Raw genomic sequence first — 18516 nt, forward strand, 5'->3', positions numbered from 1 at the left:
CCCGCCCGCGCTGCCGGCGCCGTCCGCACCACCAGCGCTGTCCGCACCGCCGGCGCGGACGGCAGCACGGCTCAGTCCTCGGCCTGCTCCTGCTGCTTGCGCCAGCGGATGCCGGCGTCGATGAAGCCGTCGATGTCGCCGTCGAACACGGCCTCGGGGTTGCCGACCTCGTGGGATGTCCGCAGGTCCTTGACCATCTGGTACGGGTTGAGGACGTAGGAGCGCATCTGGTCGCCCCAGGAGGCCTTGATGTCTCCCGCGAGCTCCTTCTTCTTCGCGTCCTCCTCCTGCTGCTTGAGCAGGAGCAGGCGCGACTGGAGCACGCGCATGGCGGCGGCACGGTTCTGGATCTGCGACTTCTCGTCCTGCATCGACACCACCAGGCCCGTGGGCAGGTGCGTGATCCGCACGGCGGAGTCGGTCGTGTTGACGCTCTGGCCGCCGGGGCCCGAGGAGCGGAACACGTCGATGCGGATGTCGGTCTCGGGGACCTCGATGTGGTCGGTGGACTCGATGAGCGGGATGACCTCGACGGCGGCGAAGGAGGTCTGGCGCCTGCCCTGGTTGTCGAAGGGGCTGATGCGCACGAGGCGGTGGGTGCCGCCCTCGACGCTGAGCGTGCCGTAGGCGTAGGGGGCGTGGACCTCGAAGGTGACGGACTTCAGGCCAGCCTCCTCGGCGTAGGAGGTGTCGAGCACCTTGGCGGCGTAGCCGTGGCGCTCGGCCCAGCGCAGGTACATGCGCAGCAGCATCTCGGCGAAGTCTGCGGCGTCCACGCCGCCCGCGCCGGAGCGGATGGTGACGACGGCGTCGCGCTGGTCGTACTCGCCGGACAGGAGCGTGCGGATCTCGAGCTCGGCCAGGTCCTTGGAGATGGCCGTGAGGTCCGCCTCCGCCTCGGCCAGGAGCTCGACGGCGTCGTCGCCGGACTCCTCCCCCGCCATCTCGACCATGGCCTCGAGGTCGTCGATGCGGCTGGCCAGGTCCTCGACGCGCTTGAGGTCCGCCTGCGCGTGGGACAGGGCCGAGGTGACCACCTGGGCGGCGTCGGGGTCGTCCCACAGGTCGGGGGCGGCCGCCTGCTCGCTCAGCTCGGCGATGCGCTCTCGCAGCACCTCGGGGTCCGTCACCGCCGCGATGGAGGCGTGCGTGTGACGGAGTCGGTCGATCTCTACGGGGAAGTCAGTGGCCACCCCCGGAGTCTACGGCAGCGGGCCGACGCCCTTGGCGGCCCGGGCAGGGACCCTGGTCACGGGCCACGGCAGCCGGCGTCCCCGGAGCGGCGGACGTTGACCCGCCGACGGCGAGCCGTGATCCTGGGCCGGTGGCCGGCGCACCACCGCCCCGCGACGACGAGGTCGCCCTGGGCGCCGGCGGAGAGGCCCCGCGATGACCGACCCGAACGCACCCCGTCGTCCGGCCCTGTACGAGCGCTTCGAGCGACCCGTACCGCAGTGGTTCCTCGACTCCGGCCTGGGGATCTTCATCCACTGGGGCGCCTACTCGGTGCCGGCCTGGGCGGAGCCCATCGGCGCCCTGGGCACCTTCGACCTGTCCTACTGGTTCGAGCACAACCCCTATGCCGAGTGGTACCTCAACACGATCCGCATCGAGGGCTCACCCGCGGCCGAGCACCACCTGCGCGTGCACGGCTCGCGCCCCTACGACGACTTCCTCGACGAGTGGAGCGCGAGCGCCTTCGACCCCGAGGACTGGGCCGCCCTCTTCGCCCGGGCGGGGGCCCGCTACGTGGTGCCGACGACGAAGCACCACGACGGGATCACCTTGTGGGACGCCGTCGGCACGCAGGGGCGCAACACGGTGGTCCGGGGGCCGCACCGGGACCTCGTGGGGGAGATCGCCCGGGCGGTGCGAGGCGCCGGCATGCGCTTCGGCACCTACTACTCGACGGGCATCGACTGGCACGCGGCGCCGACACCCCCGATCACGGACGGCGACGGCTTCGACCGGTTGCCGCACGACGAGGTCTACGCCCGCTACGTCCACGCGCACCTGACGGACCTCATCGAGCGTTACCGGCCGGAGGTCCTGTGGGCGGACATCGACTACCCGCGCGCGGGGCGCCAGGAGGACTCGGACTTCAGCCTGGTGAGGGTGCTCGAGCGCTTCTACGACCTGGTGCCCGAGGGGGTCGTCAACGACCGGTGGGGCGGCACCCACTGGGACCTCCGCACGAGCGAGTACGAGCAGGGCACCGAGGTGCAGCAGGACGGGTTCTGGCAGCACACGCGCGGCATCGGCTACTCCTTCGGGTACAACCAGCTGGAGGACGACTCGGCCTGCATGTCGGCGCATGAGGCGGTGCGCGAGCTCGTCGACGTCGTCTCGCGCGGTGGGAACCTGCTGCTCAACGTGGGGCCGGACGAGGCCGGACGCATCCCGGAGCCGCAGCGCCGGTGCCTGGAGGGCATGGCGCAGTGGATGACGGTGGGATCGGAGGTGGTGCACGGGGCGCGCCGGGCCGAGGGCACGGCGGCCTGCGGGGGTGGTGCCGACGACGACGGTCCCTGGGTGCGTTGGATCGAGGGGTCCGGGGTCCTGTACGCGGCGGTGGATGACGACGGCGAGGTGGTGCTTCCGGCGACTGAGCGGGTGCGGGCGGCGCTGGGCTCAGGCGGCCCGGTGCTGCTCGAGACCGGTGGGGCCGGCGCTCCGGTGGAGGCGGGGCTCGTGGACGGCGGCCTGCGGGTGGTGTTTCCGGTGCGGCGGCTGCCCGGCCCGCACGTGCTGCGGCTGGGCTGAGCGGACCCGGGCCGGGTGCGGCCCCGGGTTGCTGAGACCACTGTCCGGTGCGGGCGGTCTCGGCGGCCCGGGGCTGCGTGCCCGTGCCCGGTGCGGGCAGACCTTCGCATCACCGCACCCCTTGCACATGGTGTACATGCACGATATAAATAGTAGGTGCACATCATCCTGTCCCGGACCTCCGGGACCCCCCTGTACGAGCAGATCGTGAGCCAGGTGCGCGATGCGGTCTGGAGCGGCGACCTGCCTCCCGGCACACCCCTGCCCTCGCTGCGCCAGCTGGCCAAGGACCTCGAGGTCTCCCTCATCACGACCACCCGCGCCTACAACGAGCTCGCCGCCGCCGGGCTCATCGGGCAGCAGGCCGGCCGCGGCACCTTCGTCCTGGCCCAGGACGCCGAGGAGACCCGCCGGCGCCTGCAGGCCCGCCTCGACGCCCAGCTCGACGACGCCGTCGCCACCGCCGTCCTGGCCGGGCTCAGCCTGGACGACCTCACCGAGAGGACCGCGCGCCGCTGGACCGCAGCGCACCAGCAGTGACCCGGAACGCCATCAGCCTCGAGGGCGTCGTGCGCACCCAGGGCTCCTTCACCCTCGGGCCCCTGGACCTGCACGTCCCCACCGGGCTCGTCACCGGCTTCGTCGGCCCCAACGGGGCCGGCAAGACCACCACCATCAAGGCCCTCCTGGGCATGGTCGGGACCGACGCCGGCACCATCCGGGTCCTCGACGGCGCCCCGGGCGGCAGCCACCAGCGCGTGGGCGTGGTCCTGGACCGCGTCCCCCTGGCCAGGGAGTGGACCGCAGCAGCGGCGGCGCGCGCCCTCAGGGGCTTCTACCCCTCCTGGGACGAGACGCTGTACACCACCCTCCTGCGCCGCCTGGACGTGCCCGGCGACGTCAGGGTCCGCTCCCTCTCACGCGGCGAGGGCGTCAAGCTCCAGCTGTCCCTGGCCCTCGCCCACCAGCCCGACCTCCTCGTCCTGGACGAGCCGACCTCGGGCCTGGACCCGGTCGCACGGCTCGAGGTCCTCGACATCCTGCGCGAGTTCCTCGTCCAGGAGGGGCGCAGCATCCTGCTGTCCACCCACATCACCGCCGACCTGGAGCGCATCGCCGACCACCTGCACGTGCTGGCGGGCGGACGCACCCGCTTCGCCGGGCCGCTCAGCGAGCTTGACCGAGGCCTGGGCGGTGGCCCGCGGCCCCCTCGACAGCCTGACCCCCGAGGCCTGTGCACGGCTCGTCGGCCGGCGGCTCACGCCGGGCGGGACCTTCGAGGGGCTCATCCGCACCTCGGACACCGCCGTGCTCGGGCCCCGGGTCGTCCTGGAGCCCCCGGCGCTCGACGAGGCCGTCGCCGCCCTCACCCGTGCCCGCGGCGGGGACGAGCAGCACCCCGCCACCCCGTCCATCCCCTCCTTCAGCCGATAGGGGCACGATCATGCAGACCCTTGTCACCCACATGCGCGCGGACGCCTCCGCCCAGGCCCGGACGCTGCGCACCTTCGCCCTCATCGCCGCGCTCCTCGTCGCGGGCAACATCGCCATGGAGCGCGACCTCGCGCTGTCCGCGGCCGGCGCCGTCGCCTCCCTCACCGGGATGCTCCTGGCCGCCAACCTCTTCGGCGAGGACGAGCAGTCCCACCTCAGCACGCTGTACTCGGTCCTGCCCGTCTCGCGCGCGCAGGTGGTCGTCAGCCGCTACCTCGAGGTGGTCGCGCTGGTGCTCGCGTCCGCCCTGCTGGGCCTGGTCCTCACCCTGGGGGCGCACGCGCTCCCGGACGGCTCCGGGCTGTGGCAGCTGCAGCTGTCCCTGAGCGTCACCGGCATGGGCGTGTGCGCCGCCTACGCGGTGGCCGCCGTGCAGATGCCCCTGTTCTTCGCCCTGGGCTCGTCCCGCACCGGAATGTACTCACAGCTCGCCACGATGACCGTGCTCCTGGGCTCCATGGCGGTGGCCAACCGGGCGCCGGGGCTGGTCGCCGGGCTGGGCAGGCTGGCCTCCACCTCCTGGGCCGGGGCCGCGGCCGTCGGGGCCAGCCTGGCCGCCATGGCGCTCTCCGCCATAGTCTCGTGCGCGCTCTACAGCCGACGGGACCTGTGATGGGCCGCCGCCCGCAGTAGCCCGCAGGTCCCCGAGGGCCCGTCAGGACCCCTCAGCCGAGCTCGAGAGCAGCCGCCTCGGCGTGCACGAGGTCGACCAGGGCCCGCACAGCGGGGCTCGGGTCCGTGCGCGAGGCGCGGTGGCGGGCGATGAGCTGGCGCGCGCCCAGCCCGGGCAGACGGGTGGCACTCACACCGTCGGGCAGCGTGGCCGACAGGACGGCGAGCTCGGGCAGCAGGGCCCAGCCGAGCCCGGCGGCCACCATGGCCAGGACGACGTCGTAGTCGTAGGCGATGTGCCTGCGGGTCAGCGAGGTGGCGAGCTGGCGTGACAGGCGCTCGAGGGCGTCGGCGCCGGCGGTGCCCGGGGCCAGGTCGATCCAGGCAGGCCTCACGAGGTCGCCCAGGGCGCTCGGCGCCGCCTGGCCGGGCGGGGAGACGACGAGCCAGGCCTCGTCCAGGACGGGCACGTCCGCGGTGCCCCGGGCCGGACGGGTGGGGGCGGTGGCGTCGCGCTCGAGCAGGACGAGGTCGAGCGCCCCGTTGCGCAGGCGGGCGAGGGCGCTGGCCCCCTCGGTCTCCTCCACGGTGACCGTCAGGCCCGGCAGGTCCTGCTCGGCGCGCACGAGGAGCGGGACGAGCAGGGCCCGGATGACGGTGGCGACGGTGCCCACGCGCACGTGCCCGCTGGGGGCGTCCGGGTCCATCTCGGCCAGGGACCTGCGGGCGGCGACGAGCTCGACCTCGATGCGCTCGGCGGTCTCCGCCAGCAGCCGTCCCGCCTCGGTGAGGACGGCTCCGCGGGGCGTGCGGTCGAGCAGGCGCGTGCCAGCCTCCTTCTCGAGCTGCTTGATCTGCTGGCTGACTGCGGAGGGGGTCAGGTGCTGGGCCTGGGCGGCGGCGACGATGCCGCCGGAGCGGTGGACGGCCAGGAGGAGGGCGAGACGGTGGGCGGACAGGTCCATGTCCCGAGTATCGCCCTGGGCTTTAGATCATCTGAATACCTGTATGCATTTTCCTGCGATTGATCTGGAGCCCCCGGTGGACCACGATCAGGGCCGTGAACGACGTGCTGCCCACCCTCATCGCCGTCGGCGGATGGATCGGTGCCGCCGAGCTGCTGCTCGCCTACGCCCTCGTCTCGCGCGGGCGCATCACCGGGGACTCCTTGCGCTACCAGGCCCTCAACATCACCGGCTCGGTGCTGCTCATGGTCAACTGCGCCTACACGGGGGCGTGGCCGTCGGCGCTCGCGAACGTCTTCTACCTGCTCGTGGGCCTGTGGATGCTGGTGACGGTCAAGCGCGCCTACCTCGGCCAGCTCGCGCGGCGCCACCGCGACCAGCTGGGCGCCCGCCTGCGCCCGCGCCAGCGTGGTGCCCTGGTGCCCTAGCCGTCCTCTCCCACCCCCCACCTCCTCGGTTTGCGCTCGAACGTGCGGCAAAACCCCAGGGAGCTCGGACGCAAACCGAGGAGGTGGGCGGAGGACCTACTCCTGTCCCACGGTCACCCGGGCAGTGCTCGTCGCGGTGATCTCGAAGCCCTCCGAGGGGATGACGCCCCACGGGAGGAAGGGCGGGCGCGAGCGCGCCGTCAGCGTGACGACGGCGGTGTCTCCTCCTGAGGCGTGGGCCTGCACCAGCTCGACGCCCTCGAGCCCCACGAGGGCGCTCTGAGAGGCCAGGTCCTGCGCCGCCGCGTCGCTCACGGCGGCGTCGGTGAGTGCTCCGGGAACGGCACCGGTGACGGAGCCGGCCGCGCTGACAGCGCCCTGGTAGTACGTGTCCGGACCCACGCTGCGGGCCGCGGCGGCGGCCGCGGAGTCCGCGAGCGAGGTGAGCCGCTTGACGTCGAGGTAGACCGCCGTGACGGAGGCGACGGTGAGCAGCAGCGCGGCGACCACGGCCATGAGGCCGATGCCCAGCAGGAGGGTCTGTCCCTCCTCCGAGGCCGGCGAGCAGCGCCGCAGCCACCCACCCCGGGCAGGGCGGGGTCCGGGGCTCCCGGAGCCGGCCCGAGGGCGCCCGGCGCCAGCGGGGACCCGGCCGGTCATGGCTCCTCCTGGCCGGCGGGCAGGACGAAGCGCTCGGCGCTGATCCGGACGACGTCCTCGCCCACGCCCCGCAGCAGCGGCAGCCCCACCCCCACCTCGACGCGCACCACGGCGCCTGAGGCGCAGCCCGCCGGGGCGCAGGTGAGGCTCATGGCCTCCCGGGCCGGGGTCTCGACCCCCTGGTCGGACAGAGCCAGCCCGGCGGCGAGGCGGGCGTGGTCGAGGGCGTTGTCACCGGCCTCCACCTCCAGGACCCGGGTGGCGGCGTCGGCGGCGGAGACGACGGCGAAGGAGGCGGCCTGGACCTGGGCCAGGGCGATGAGGAGGTACACGACCGGCACGACGATGACGACCGTCCAGCCGATGAACTCCACGGGGGCGTTGCCCTCCTCCTGCTGTAGGCGGGCCAGCGGCAGACCGCACCCCCGGCCGTGCCGCCTCACGGCGCCGCCCCGGTACCCGCCAGGGAGGCCTCGTCGACGGCGCGGCCGCTGACGGTGAGAGAGCCCGCAGGTCCCAGGAGCCCGAGGACCGGCAGCGGCGCGGAGACGGTCGCCGTCACCACCCCCACTCCCCCGGTCTCGCCGCGCGTGACGCTCACCTGCTCGACGTAGCCGTCGGCCAGGGCGGCCCCCACCAGGGCCTCGACGCGCGCGGTCGCCTCGGCCTCGGTGCCGCCCACGAGCGCGGCGCGCCGTGCGCCCTCGCCGGCCGCGTCCACGAGGACGTTGCGCACGTACAGGCCGAGCGCGAGCTGGAGGACGGCGACGGTGACGGCGATGACGAGCACGCCGACGAGGACGAAGTCGACGACGGCGGAGCCCTCCTCCGGGTGGCGCGCGACCGGTGCCCCCGGCCTCGGACGGCCCGCGGGCGCGACGGGCCTGCGGGGACGCTCAGATGGCACCGGTGACCTTGCCGATGGCGTTGCTGAACACCTCGGTGAGGGCGGGCCCGGCCACCGCCCACAGGGCGACGACGAGGCCGGCGGTCATGAGCGTCACCAGGACCCAGCCGGGGACGTCACCGCGCTCCTGGGCGGCGAGGGAGGTGCAGCGGCGCAGGCGGGTGGCGGCACCGGACAGGGCGAGACGGGTCCGGGGCAGCAGGGTGGTCGTGAGCACGGGGCACCTCACAGGTTCGGGCGGAGGGACGGGGAGGTCCCAGGGGGAAGACAGACCCGCTCGCCGGTGAACGGGCCCGCCCCCTCACCCTAGGTCACGGCCCTGCCCTGAGGAAGCGGTCACGCCCGTCCTGTGGACACCCGCGCCCGCGTCCCGTCGCACGGCCCGCGCGCCGTCGTCCGCCCGGGGCCTCACAGACCCAGCCGCAGGACGAACAGGCCCGGGAACAGGGCGAAGACGACGGTGATCGGCAGGACGAGGAAGACCACGGGAACCATCTGGGCGATCTCGCGGCGCCCGCCCTCCTCCATGAGCGCGCGGCGTGAGGCCTCGCGGGCGTCCGAGGCCTGGGCCCGCAGCACCTCGGCCAGCGGCGTGCCTCGCTCGAGCGCCACGGCGACCGCCTCGCACAGGCGGGTCACCGGCAGGGAGCGGACCCGGTCCTCCAGGTGGGTGAGCGCCGTCGTGAGCACCGTGCCCGAGCGCACCTCGGCCAGCGTCAGCGCCAGCTCGTCGATGAGCTCGCCGCGTCCCAGCGACACGATCCTCTCGATCGCCGCCACGGGCCCCTGACCGGCGCCGACGACGAGCGCCAGCAGCTCGACGACGTCCGGCAGCTGCTCCTCGATGCGGGCCCGGCGCCGCTCGACCTCGCGGGTGAGCCACCAGTCACGGGCGGCCGCCCCGGTGACGGCGGCCAGCAGCGAGGCCAGGACGAGCACGGGCACGGAGACGGGCCGCAGGAGCGCCGTCGCCAGGCCGAGCCCCGCCCCCGCCGCGAGCCCCGCCCCGGCCCAGACCATCTGCTCCAGGCGCAGCTGCTCGAGCGTGCGGCCCGCGCCGGCCGCCTCCAGGCGACGTCGGACCGTCTCGGAGGAGGAGCCCAGGCGGTCCAGGAGCGTGCCCACCGAGGCGATGGCGGCCAGGATGCCCGCGGACACCGTCCGGTTCTCGTCCCAGGTCCCGGTCGCGCCCAGGAGCCCGGAGGTCCGCGGGCGCTCGCGCACGTAGGGGGCGAGCCGCTCGACCAGGCCCGGGCGGGCGCGGCGCCGCGCCGAGGCCAGCACGAGCAGGCCGCAGGACAGGGCAAGGCCCGCCAGGGCGCCGCAGACCACGGGGCTCACCTGAGGACCCTCCCCTCCTCGGGCAGGCGCCCGAGCATGAGCATGAGCCGGTAGGCGACGACGGAGGCCACGGCCCCGGCGGCGAGCACCAGGGCCCCGGCGGCGCTGGCGTAGGCCTGCGCGGCCTGCGGGCGGGTGGACAGCAGCGCCAGGACGAGCCAGGGGGCCGCGACGGCGACCTTCGCGCCGTTGACCGTCCAGGACTGGCGCGCCTCGAGCTCGCCGCGCGTGCGCATGTCCTCGCGGAGCATGTGCGACAGCGAGCGCAGCAGGACCCCCAGGTCGGTGCCCCCGACCTCGTGCGCGAGCCTGAGGGCCTCGACGATGCGGTCGGCGACGGGGTCGGCGAAGCGGTCCTTGAGCCGGTCCAGGCACTGGCCGAAACGGGCCGTGGCCGCGTAGTCGGAGGCGAAGGCGCGGAACTGCTCGCGCACCGCCTCCGGGCCGCGCTCGCCGAGGGCGGCGACCGCCTCGGGCAGGCTCATGCCCGCGCGCACGCCCGAGACGAGGGCGTCGACGGCCTCCGGCCACACCTCCCTCAGACGGGTGCGCCGGGCGCGGGCCCGTGAGGACAGGACGAGGAAGGGCAGGCCCGCGGCGATGGCCCCGAAGGCGAGGGCGATCGGCCAGGCCCGGGACACGCCAAGGAACAGCAGGCCGACGACGACGCCGGTGCCCGCGCTCCCGGCGACGAAGACCGTCGGGCTCGTGCCGCCCGCACCGGCCTGGACGAGCAGGTCGGCCAGGCGGCGCGAGCGCTCCGAGCGCCACTGGGGCGGCTCGGTGGTCCGTGCCAGCCACACGAGGACCGCGCCGAGGCCGCCCAGGAGCCCCGCCAGGGCCCCCATCAGCGCCACCCGCCCGGGGTGCCGCCGTCGGACGGGGCCGCGTCGCCGGGGCGCGGGCCGGAGCCCAGCAGCACGGACAGGTCGTGGCCCGCCCTGCGGAAGCGCTCGGAGTGCGCGGGGGCTCCGGGGCCGCGCACGAGCCGGCCGTGCGCGTCGCGGTGGAAGACGTCCGCGAGCTCGATGACGTCGGCCTCGACGCGCCCGGACAGGGCGGCGACCTCACGCACCTGCCGGTGCCCGTGCGGGTCGACGTCGAGGTGGACGACGAGGTCGACGGCGCTGGCCACGGTGGGGACGACGAACTGGGAGCCGACGTTCTCGCCCGCGAGCAGGGGCAGGGTGCACAGCTTGACGACGGCTTCGCGGGCGGAGTTGGCGTGGATGGTGGACATGGCGGGCAGGCCCGAGTTCATGGCGATGAGCAGGTCGAGGGCCTCGGCCTCCCGGACCTCGCCGATGAGCAGGCGGTCGGGGCGCATGCGCAGGGCCTCCTTGACCAGGCGGCGCAGGTTGATGCCGCCGACGCCCTCGAGGTTGTCGTCGCGGGTCTGCATGGCCACGCAGTCGCGGTGGCGCAGGTCCAGCTCGAAGACCTCCTCGCAGGTGACGACCCGCTGCCAGGCCGGGATCGCCCCGGCCAGGGCCCGCACCATCGTCGTCTTGCCGGCCTGCGTGGCGCCGGAGACGAGCACGTTAAGGCCCGACTGCACGCAGGCGTCGAGGAAGGCGGCCGCCTGCTCGGTGAGGGAGCCCAGGCGCACGAGGTCGGCGGTGCGGGTGGCGCGCGCGGTGTGCTTGCGGATGTTAAGGGCCCAGTGGGCGGCGGTGATCGGCGGGATGACGACGTGCAGGCGCTCCCCGCCGGGCAGCTGGGCGTCGACGAAGGGACTGGACAGGTCCAGGCGGCGCCCGGACACGCGCAGCATCCGCTCCACCAGGACCCGGATCTCCTCGTCCTCGAGGATGGTCGTGGTGAGCTCGCTGCGCCCGTGGCGGGCGATGAAGACGCGGCCGGGGGCGTTGACCCAGATCTCCTCGACGGTCTCGTCCTCGAGGTAGGGCTGCAGGGGCCCCAGGCCGGCGAGCGCGTCGACGGCGGCGGCCTGGGCCCGCTCGGGGTCGGCCAGTGGCGGCACGAGGCCGGCGTCGGCACGGCTGAGGTAGTCGGCGCCCGCCTCGGCGACGAGGGCCTCGAGGGCGTCGACCTGGCTCAGGGGGTCGATGCCGCGCCGGCGCACGAGCTCGCGGATCTCGGTGTGCAGGAGGGAGGAGGCGTCCATGTGCTCTCACGGATCGGGGCGGTCTGCGGCCGGGGAGCAGCAGCCGCCTGTGGGGGCGGGGTGCGGACCCGCGCGGCGGTGAGCGGGGTCACGGGCACGACAGTAGGTCACGGCGCCGGCGCGGGACCACCTCGGTCCGCGCCCCTGTGGACAACACGTCTCCCCCTCCCTGCCGGCAGCCGGTGCGCCACTGCCGCGGCCGCACGCGCCTCGCTTACGGTTGGGGCATGTCGAGCACGACCCACGGTCCGACCCAGCCCACCGACGCGAGCACGGTGCCCGCCGTGCCGCCCGCCAGCGGCCGGGTGCGCGAGCCCTCACCGCTGGCGCTGGCCGCGATGGCCGCCGTCGCCGTGCCCGGCCTCGACCCGGCGCGCCTGGCCCTGCCGCAGCAGGAGTCGGCGACGCTGCGCGTCGTCGGCGTCATCGACTCCCAGGGGCGACACTGGGAGGTCCTCCAGGCGCGCACCGACGCCGCGGGCGCCGCCCTCGACGCGGAGGCGGAGGTGCTGCGCCGCATCGGGCGGGTGCACGACGACGGGCGCCTGTCCTTCGACGTCTCCCGGCCGGCCGGCTCCCTTCGCCGTGAGGGCGTGCACGTCCAGGTCCGCTCCCACGTGAGCGGACGACCGGTGGAGGTGGCCGATCTCCACCCGGGCCCCGGGCTGTCCGCCGGCCTGGGCAAGGCGCTGGGTGAGCTGCACGAGCTGCCGACCGAGGTCGTCTCCGAGGCGGGCCTGCCCGTCTACGACGCCGAGGACGTGCGCGAGCGGTGGGTGACGGTCCTCGACGAGGCCGCGGCGACGGGCAAGGTACCCCCGTCGCTGCTGCGACGCTGGGAGCAGGTGCTCCAGGACACCGCCCTGTGGCGCTTCCGCCCGAGCGTGGTCCACGGGGACCTGGCCGAGGAGAACGTCCTCGTCGCCGGTGGCGCGGTGGTCGGGGTGCGCGGCCTCGACCAGGCGCACGTGGGCGACCCGGCGGAGGACATGGCCTGGGTCTACGCCAACGTGCCGGTGGACTGCCTGGACTCGGTGGAGGACGCCTACGACGTCGCCCGCACCGAGGGCGTGGACCGGCACCTGCGCGACCGTGCCGAGCTCGTCTCGGAGATGAGCCTGGCGCGCTGGCTGCTGCACGGGGTGCGCTCGGGCTCGGCGGCCGTGACCGAGGACGCGGTGTCGATGCTCCTGGACCTGGCCGCTCAGGTGGGTCAGGAGCCTCTGGTCGAGGTGCGTGAGCCGCGCCTGGCGCCGGTCCCGGGTGAGAGGGAGGTCTCCTCCCCCTCGGCCACGACGAGTGAGATCGAGATGGTGAGCGTCGACGACGCCTGGCACGGCGCCGAGGCCGACGGCACCGACGAGGCTGACGACGCTGACAGGGCCGATGACGCCGACGGGGCCGACGCTGGCAGGAGCGCTGCCGGCGACGGCGCCGTCGGCGGGGACGCCGCGGTGGTCGCGCTGGCGGACCGTCAGGACACCGTGCAGGGCACGACGCCGGACACGGTGCCGGACCCCGCTGGGGACTGAGCGCCGGCCCGGGGCCGCGGCCGTCCCTGCACCCCGGCGCCCGGGACCGCCGCCCGCGGAGGCGGGGCTCGTTCCCCGGGCAGTCCGCCCACGGGACCGGGCTCAGGACGGGGTGAGCACGCGCGCGATCTCCTCCAGGCCCAGCAGGTCCGCAGCCGAGAGCTCGTCGACCTCACCGCCCTCGGGGGCGACGTAGACGTAGGCCGCGCGCACCGCGCCCGTGGGCACCCCCAGCGAGGAGGCCCAGGCGTGCACGTAGACGCTCAGCTGGTCCACCGGCACGTGCAGGCGCCCCGTCTTCCAGTCGACGACGAGCCACGCCCCCTCCTCGTCCTCGCGGGCGCCGTCACGGCGGAAGACCGCGTCGATGCGGCAGCGCAGGGTCGTGGCCCCGACGGTGAGCTCGCGCTCGACCTCGGTCTCGGCCAGGCTCCACCCCCGCAGCAGGGGCAGGGTCTCGGCGGTGGCGAGCCACCGCTCGAGCTGGGCGCGGTCCTCGGCGTCGAGGGCGTCGGGCGCGCCGGCCTCCGCCAGGGTCAGCAGGCTGCCCTGGGCGGAGAGCCGCTGGGCGACGGCGTCGTGGAAGAGCGTGCCCAGGCGCGCCGCGGCCTGGGGCTCGCGAGGCAGTGGACGGCGCAGGTCGGTGGCGAAGGCGGCGGGGTCCGCGCGCAGGCGGTCGAGGCTGGTGGCGGCCAGGTGCGCGGGAAGGTGCACGGCGGGCCGGTGGCTCTGGCTCGCGCGCCGCTCCGCGAGCAGGAGCTCGAGGTCCTGCTCCCAGCGCGCCACGAGGGCGTTGTCGCTCACCGGCCGCCCCCCGGCGCTCCCGTTGCCGGGGCAGGGCCCGGCGCTGCCCCCGGTAACGGCCGCGGTGCCGACCACGGCACCGGCCCCGGTGGCGGGGTCTGCGCGGTTCCCAGCCCCGGGGTCTGCGCGGTTCCCAGCTCCGGCCGCGGCGACGGCGAGGGCCGCCGCGCGCCGGGCAGCGCAACGCTCGCCCGGGCGTCGCTGCGCCGTCCCGCCCGGGGCCGTCGCGCTGTCGCCCTCGGCCGCGTCGAAGGGCCAGGTCCCCTCTCTCACGCGGGTGATCAGCGGGTTGCCGGCCTCGGGGTCCAGGGGGGTGAGGCCCTGGCCGTAGGGCTCGACGAGCCCCCGGCGCACGAGCTCGGCGAGCAAGCGGGACATGGGCCGGGGCCGGGCCGCCTGCTTGGTCAGGTGCGAGCCGGTCAGGAGCAGGTCGTGGCGGGCCCGGGTGAAGGCGACGTAGGCCAGGCGCCGCTCCTCGGCCAGCGCGTGGCGTCCCAGGGCGAGGCGGTAGTCGCTGACCATCTCCTTGACCTGGTCCTTGTCAACGGCCGGCGGCTCGAGGAGAGCGAGCTCGAAGGGGGGCAGGGTCGCGGCGTCGGCGCGCAGCGGGTGGGGCAGCTCCTGGGCTGAGGTCATCCACCCGCCGGCCGAGACCGTCAGGTCCTCGGTGGCGCGGGAGCGGTAGGAGGGGAAGACCTCCTCGTTGAGGCCGCACACGACGACGACGTCCCACTCCAGGCCCTTGGAGGCGTGGACGGTGAGGACCTGCACGGCACCGGGCTCGGGCTCGACCTCGGGGGCGGACAGGCCCGCCTCACGCTCCTCGGCGGTGTCGAGCCAGGTGAGGAAGTCCGCGAGGGTCGGCGCCTCCATCTCCGCGGTGAAGCGCTCGGCGACGGAGCGCAGGCTGTCCAGGGCCCGGCGTCCCAGGCGGTCGTCCACGCGGGCGGCGATCTCGATGTCGAGGTCGAGGGCCTGCTCGGCGAGCACGACGAGCTCGGGCAGGGGCAGGGACAGCCCGGCGCGGACACGGGCCATGGCCCGCCCCAGGCGCACGGCGGTGCGCCGTCCGCGCTCGGTCAGGCCCGCGGCCCCGGCCTTGTGGCGCTCCGTAGCGTGCTCCTCGTCCCACCGGGTGAGGGCGTCGATGGACTCGGCCAGGAACGGCATCTCGGTGGGCCCGTCGGGCCCCCGCTCGACGGAGGCGACCTGGTGGCGGGCCAGTCGCGCCAGGGCTCGGAGGTCGGAGGCGCCGACGCCGTGCCCGGTGAGCAGGCGCACCAGCCGGTCCCCCCGCTCGGGGTCGGCCGCGACGGTGAGCAGCGAGCGCACGTCCGCGACCTCGGGGACGGCGAGCATGCCCCCCAGGCCGATGACCTCACAGGGCAGCCCGCGCTCCTCCAGCGCCTCGGCCACGGCGGCGAACTGGCCGCGCGTGCGGCACAGGACGGCCATGGAGGCGCTGGGGCTCCACCGCTCCTGGAGAAAGTCGGCGATGGTGCGCGCCTCCTCGAGCGGGTCCTGGACGAAGGCCGCCATGACGGTGCCGTCCTCGAGACCGGTGCCGGCGGGGCGCTCGGTGAGGCGTGTGACCGGGATGTGCTCGACCTGGGCGTCGCCGGGCTGGGGCGTGTGCTCGCGCAGGGGCCGGGAGGTGGTGTTGGCGACGGCGAGGATACGGCGGTCGCTGCGCCAGGCCGTCGACAGGGGGCGCACGGGGGTCGCCTGCTGCGGGTCGGCACCGGCGGCCACGGCGGCCGCGCCCGTGGGGTTGAACATGGCGTGGAAGGTGTCGAGGGCGCCGGCGCTGGCCCCGCGCCAGCCGTAGATCGCCTGGTGGGGGTCCCCCACCGCGGTGACGCCGCCGTCGGCGAACAGGGCGCTGAGCAGCCGGGTCTGGGCCACGGAGGTGTCCTGGAACTCGTCGAGGAGGACGGCCGGGTACTGCTCGCGCACGGCCTGGGCGACCTCGGGGGCCTCCTCGGCCACCCGGCAGGCCAGGGCGATCTGCTCACCGAAGTCGAGCAGGCCGTGCCGGCGCTTGTGGTCGCGGTACTGGGCGACGAGGGCGAGCATGTCGCGCTGCGTCGCCATGGTCTTGGGGGCGGGGCCCACGACGCTCTTGAGCCCACGCACCTGGGCCAGGCCGTTGAACAGACCGGCGAGGTCGTCCAGGCCGTCGTGGGCCTCCTCGACGGTCAGGAGGTTCTCCGACAGGGCACCGTCCAGGCGCAGCACGAGGGCGGTGGCGCTGCCGACGGAGTCCACGGGCAGGGCCAGGGTGGTGTCCTCGACGAGGCGGCTGACGACCTGCCAGGCGCGGGCCTCGGTGATGAGCACGGAGTCCGGGTCGACGCCGATGCGCAGGCCGTGCTCGCGCACGAGGGAGCCGGCGAAGGCGTTGTAGGTGGCGATGGTGGGGCCAGGCTCGTCCTCACGCAGGTCGCACAGGCCGGAGGCGGCGAGCTGGGCCAGCCGGGCGCTCACGCGCTGGTCGAGCTCGGCGGTGGCCTTGCGGGTGAAGGTGAGGCCGAGGACCTGGTCGGGGCGGGCGCGCCCGGTGGCGGCGAGGTGGACCACGCGCTGGCTCATGGTGGCGGTCTTGCCCGAGCCGGCGCCGGCGACGACGAGCAGCGGGCTCAGCGGGTGGGCGATGACCTCCGACTGCTCGGCGGTGGGCTGCGGCATGCCGAGCGCCCGGGCGAGGTCCTCGGGGGTGGGCTGCGCGTTCACGAGACGGTCCTTCTTCCTTCGCTCTGCACGGGGCAGGAGTCCTTGACCGGGCAGGTGCGGCAGTGCTCGCCGGTGCGCGCGGCCAGCTCGCCGGCGCTGGCGGCCCTCGCGGCCCTGACCAGCAGCGTGCGGGCCCAGTCCTCGCCGGTCTCCGGGTCCGGGCTGAGGGCGAGGGCGGCGCCCGCGGGGGCCAGGACGGGCATGCCGTTGTCCTTCTTCGGCGGCTCCTTGCCGAGCAGGACGAGGGCGGCGCCGGTGACCTCGTAGCCGGTAGCCTCCAGGGCGAGGCGGTAGGCCGCGAGCTGGGGGTGGCGGGCGGGGTCGGCGCTCACGTGCGTGCCGGTCTTGAGGTCGATGAGGCGGACCCTTCTGCGCCCGGGCGCCGGCGCCCCGAGGTGCTCGAGCCGGTCGATGCGCCCGGCGAGGGTGAGGCACAGCGTGCTGTCCGTGACGTCCGCGGCGCCGTCGTCGGGGGGAGCGGGCAGGTCGAGGTCCACCTGGACCGCCTGCTCGACGTCGACCGGGCCGGGGACGGACTCGAGGTAGCGTCCCAGCCGCTCGACGATGTGGCGGGCCCGCGTGGTCTCGACGGCCCCCATCCACGTGTCCGGGTAGCCCAGGGTGGGCAGGAGCTCCTCGAAGCGCGCCATGAGGGCGTCGGCGCGCAGCCCGGTCCTCTGGGCCTCCTCGGCGAGGCCGTGGACGAGGGTGCCGAGCTCCTGCGCCTTCGAGGGGCCCCTGCCGGCGCCGTTGCGCTGGAGGAACCACCTGAGCGGGCAGGTGCTCAGGGCCTCGACGTCGGAGGGGCTGACCCTCACTCTCTCGCCCTCGGGCACGAGCCGGGCGCTGCTCGAGGGCCCGGCCACGCCGAGCCAGGAGGAGGGCGAGGCGCCCGGCACGTGCTCGGCGGCCAGGCGGGCGAGCATCGTGGCGGCGGCGCGGGCGCGCTCGCGCTGCACCGGGCCCGCACCGGGCAGGTGGCCGGTGACGAGGGCCTGGCGCAGCTCGCCGACGAGGCCGCGCAGGGTGAGGTCCCCGGTCTCGGGGGCGGTGAGCACGTGCCCGTCGGCGTCGGTGACGACGGCGCCGGCGGCGCGCGCGACCTCCAGGAGGAAGGACGAGGGCGCGTGCTCCTCGTCGCTCACGGCGGTGACGAGCAGACGCCTGCGGGCGCGGGTGAGGGCGGCCAAGAGCATGCGGCGCTCGTCGGCGCGGACCTCGGTGCGGGCGCCGACGGGGTCGAGGGAGGCGGTGGGGCGGCCGTCGGCGTCCAGGGGGAGGCGGCCGGTGACGGCGTCGACGAGCAGCCCGGAGCGGGTGAGCGTGTCGCGCAGGCGCAGGTCGGGCCAGGCGTCCCGGCCCAGGCCCATGACGGCGACGACCTCCCACTCGCGGCCGGCGGCGGCCGCGGGCGTGAGCACGCTGACGCCCGCGGGGCGCAGGCCCTGGGGGGCGACGGAGTCGGAGGGCAGGACCTCGGCGGCGAGCTCGGCGAGGAAGCCGGCGGCCCCAGCGCCCGGGTGGCGCTCTGCCCACACCTCGGCGCGCTTGAACAGGGCGGTGACGACGTCGAGGTCGTGCTCGGCGGCCTCGGCGAGCAGGGCGGCCCCGTGCGAGGTGCGTGCGGCGGGGTCGAGGGCCCGCGCGCGCCAGGCCTCGGCACGGCCGGAGGCGTCCCAGGCCCGCCACAGCAGGTGCTCGACATCGACGTGCCCGAGCCGGCCGTCCTGGTCCCGGCGGGCCTCCACGACCTGTCGGAGCGCGGCGATGACGGCGGCGGCGCGGGCGAGCCGGCCCGCCTGCTCGGCCAGGGGGTCGCCGTCGTCGTGCAGGGCGCTCGCCAGGGCCTGAGCGCTGGTGGGGCTGGTCAGGACGGAGAGAAGGTTCTCGTCCGGGGCCTGCTCAGTGGGGCGCCCGGCGCGCAGGTGGCGGCGCAGGCGGCGCAGGTCGAGGACGCTGAGCCCGATGAGCGGGCTGGTGAGCAGGTCGAGGGCGCTGGCCCGCTCGGGCGGGGTGCCGGCGTCTCCGAGGCGCCCCTCGAGGGCGGCGCGGGCGGCGGCGAGCAGGGCCGCGGCAGCGGGCTCGGCGCGCAGCAGCACGGCGGGGGTCGTGGAGGCCAGGGGCACGCCGCGTCGGCGCAGCTCACGGG

General features: G+C 75.5%; 17 protein-coding genes and 1 pseudogene. 7 read left to right on the plus strand and 11 right to left on the minus strand.

Features of this window, described 5'->3' with window-relative positions:
- Window positions 1–71: 71 nt before the first annotated feature.
- Window positions 72–1193, minus strand: coding sequence for a peptide chain release factor 2 (gene prfB, locus H6X67_RS07785; protein ID WP_249367668.1), 1122 nt, complete (start codon window positions 1191–1193; stop codon window positions 72–74).
- A gap of 196 nt (window positions 1194–1389) precedes the next feature.
- On the opposite strand from prfB, the gene H6X67_RS07790 reads away from it, so the two are divergent.
- The 5 genes and pseudogenes from H6X67_RS07790 (at window position 1390) to H6X67_RS07815 (ending at window position 4870) form a co-directional block, all read left to right on the plus strand.
- On the plus strand, window positions 1390–2763 hold the full coding sequence (locus tag H6X67_RS07790) for an alpha-L-fucosidase (RefSeq protein WP_249367667.1): 1374 nt from the start codon (window positions 1390–1392) through the stop codon (window positions 2761–2763).
- Between the two features lie 156 nt (window positions 2764–2919).
- A complete protein-coding gene (locus H6X67_RS07795; RefSeq protein ID WP_249367666.1) occupies window positions 2920–3303 on the plus strand; it encodes a GntR family transcriptional regulator in 384 nt (127 codons plus the stop codon).
- Window positions 3304–3332: 29 nt separating this feature from the next.
- Window positions 3333–3797, plus strand: a pseudogene (locus H6X67_RS07800) (ATP-binding cassette domain-containing protein); the annotation flags it as partial.
- Window positions 3798–3957: 160 nt separating this feature from the next.
- Complete coding sequence (locus tag H6X67_RS07810; RefSeq protein ID WP_249367664.1) at window positions 3958–4197, plus strand: hypothetical protein; 240 nt, start codon at window positions 3958–3960, stop codon at window positions 4195–4197.
- Window positions 4198–4207: 10 nt separating this feature from the next.
- Window positions 4208–4870 carry an ABC-2 transporter permease gene (locus H6X67_RS07815; protein WP_249367663.1) on the plus strand — a complete coding sequence of 221 codons (663 nt, stop codon included), beginning with the start codon at window positions 4208–4210 and terminating at the stop codon, window positions 4868–4870.
- A gap of 52 nt (window positions 4871–4922) precedes the next feature.
- Here the strand turns inward: H6X67_RS07815 and H6X67_RS07820 are convergent, their stop codons facing one another.
- The gene (locus H6X67_RS07820; RefSeq protein WP_249367662.1) at window positions 4923–5834 is read right to left on the minus strand and encodes a LysR family transcriptional regulator; all 912 of its coding nucleotides are present in this window, start codon (window positions 5832–5834) and stop codon (window positions 4923–4925) included.
- Window positions 5835–5929: 95 nt separating this feature from the next.
- Between H6X67_RS07820 and H6X67_RS07825 the strand changes: the two genes are divergently transcribed.
- On the plus strand, window positions 5930–6262 hold the full coding sequence (locus H6X67_RS07825; protein ID WP_249367661.1) for a CBU_0592 family membrane protein: 333 nt from the start codon (window positions 5930–5932) through the stop codon (window positions 6260–6262).
- 96 nt (window positions 6263–6358) lie between these two features.
- Here the strand turns inward: H6X67_RS07825 and H6X67_RS07830 are convergent, their stop codons facing one another.
- From H6X67_RS07830 to H6X67_RS07860, 7 genes are all read right to left on the minus strand, one after another.
- Window positions 6359–6922, minus strand: coding sequence for a pilus assembly protein TadG-related protein (locus H6X67_RS07830; protein ID WP_396121322.1), 564 nt, complete (start codon window positions 6920–6922; stop codon window positions 6359–6361).
- The gene (locus H6X67_RS07835; protein WP_249435494.1) at window positions 6919–7296 is read right to left on the minus strand and encodes a peptidase T4; all 378 of its coding nucleotides are present in this window, start codon (window positions 7294–7296) and stop codon (window positions 6919–6921) included. Before H6X67_RS07835 ends, H6X67_RS07830 begins: the two co-directional genes overlap by 4 nt.
- A 65-nt stretch (window positions 7297–7361) precedes the next feature.
- On the minus strand, window positions 7362–7829 hold the full coding sequence (locus tag H6X67_RS07840) for a TadE/TadG family type IV pilus assembly protein (protein ID WP_249367659.1): 468 nt from the start codon (window positions 7827–7829) through the stop codon (window positions 7362–7364).
- Window positions 7819–8007, minus strand: a complete 189-nt coding sequence (locus tag H6X67_RS07845) for a hypothetical protein (protein ID WP_249367678.1) — start codon at window positions 8005–8007, stop codon at window positions 7819–7821. The genes H6X67_RS07840 and H6X67_RS07845 overlap by 11 nt, the downstream gene beginning before the upstream one ends.
- Before the next feature lie 230 nt (window positions 8008–8237).
- Window positions 8238–9170, minus strand: a complete 933-nt coding sequence (locus H6X67_RS07850) for a type II secretion system F family protein (protein ID WP_249375399.1) — start codon at window positions 9168–9170, stop codon at window positions 8238–8240.
- Entirely contained in the window at window positions 9167–10018 is an 852-nt protein-coding gene (locus H6X67_RS07855) for a type II secretion system F family protein (RefSeq protein ID WP_249367677.1), read from the minus strand. Before H6X67_RS07855 ends, H6X67_RS07850 begins: the two co-directional genes overlap by 4 nt.
- Window positions 10018–11298: a TadA family conjugal transfer-associated ATPase gene (locus H6X67_RS07860; protein WP_249367657.1), complete on the minus strand. Its 1281-nt coding sequence runs from the start codon at window positions 11296–11298 to the stop codon at window positions 10018–10020. Before H6X67_RS07860 ends, H6X67_RS07855 begins: the two co-directional genes overlap by 1 nt.
- Window positions 11299–11525: 227 nt before the next feature.
- Here H6X67_RS07860 and H6X67_RS07865 point away from each other — a divergent pair, with 227 nt between their 5' ends.
- Entirely contained in the window at window positions 11526–12830 is a 1305-nt protein-coding gene (locus tag H6X67_RS07865) for a phosphotransferase (RefSeq protein ID WP_249367656.1), read from the plus strand.
- A 102-nt stretch (window positions 12831–12932) separates the two neighbouring features.
- On the opposite strand, the gene H6X67_RS07870 is transcribed toward H6X67_RS07865, so the two are convergent.
- Window positions 12933–16367, minus strand: a complete 3435-nt coding sequence (locus H6X67_RS07870; protein ID WP_396121323.1) for an ATP-dependent helicase — start codon at window positions 16365–16367, stop codon at window positions 12933–12935.
- A partial coding sequence (locus H6X67_RS07875) for a PD-(D/E)XK nuclease family protein (RefSeq protein ID WP_249435495.1) occupies window positions 16364–18516 on the minus strand: 2153 nt, incomplete at its 5' end. The genes H6X67_RS07875 and H6X67_RS07870, both read right to left, overlap by 4 nt.

Origin of the sequence: Actinomyces sp. AC-20-1, assembly GCF_023369555.1 — a bacterium.
Classification (GTDB): Bacteria; Actinomycetota; Actinomycetes; order Actinomycetales; family Actinomycetaceae; genus Actinomyces.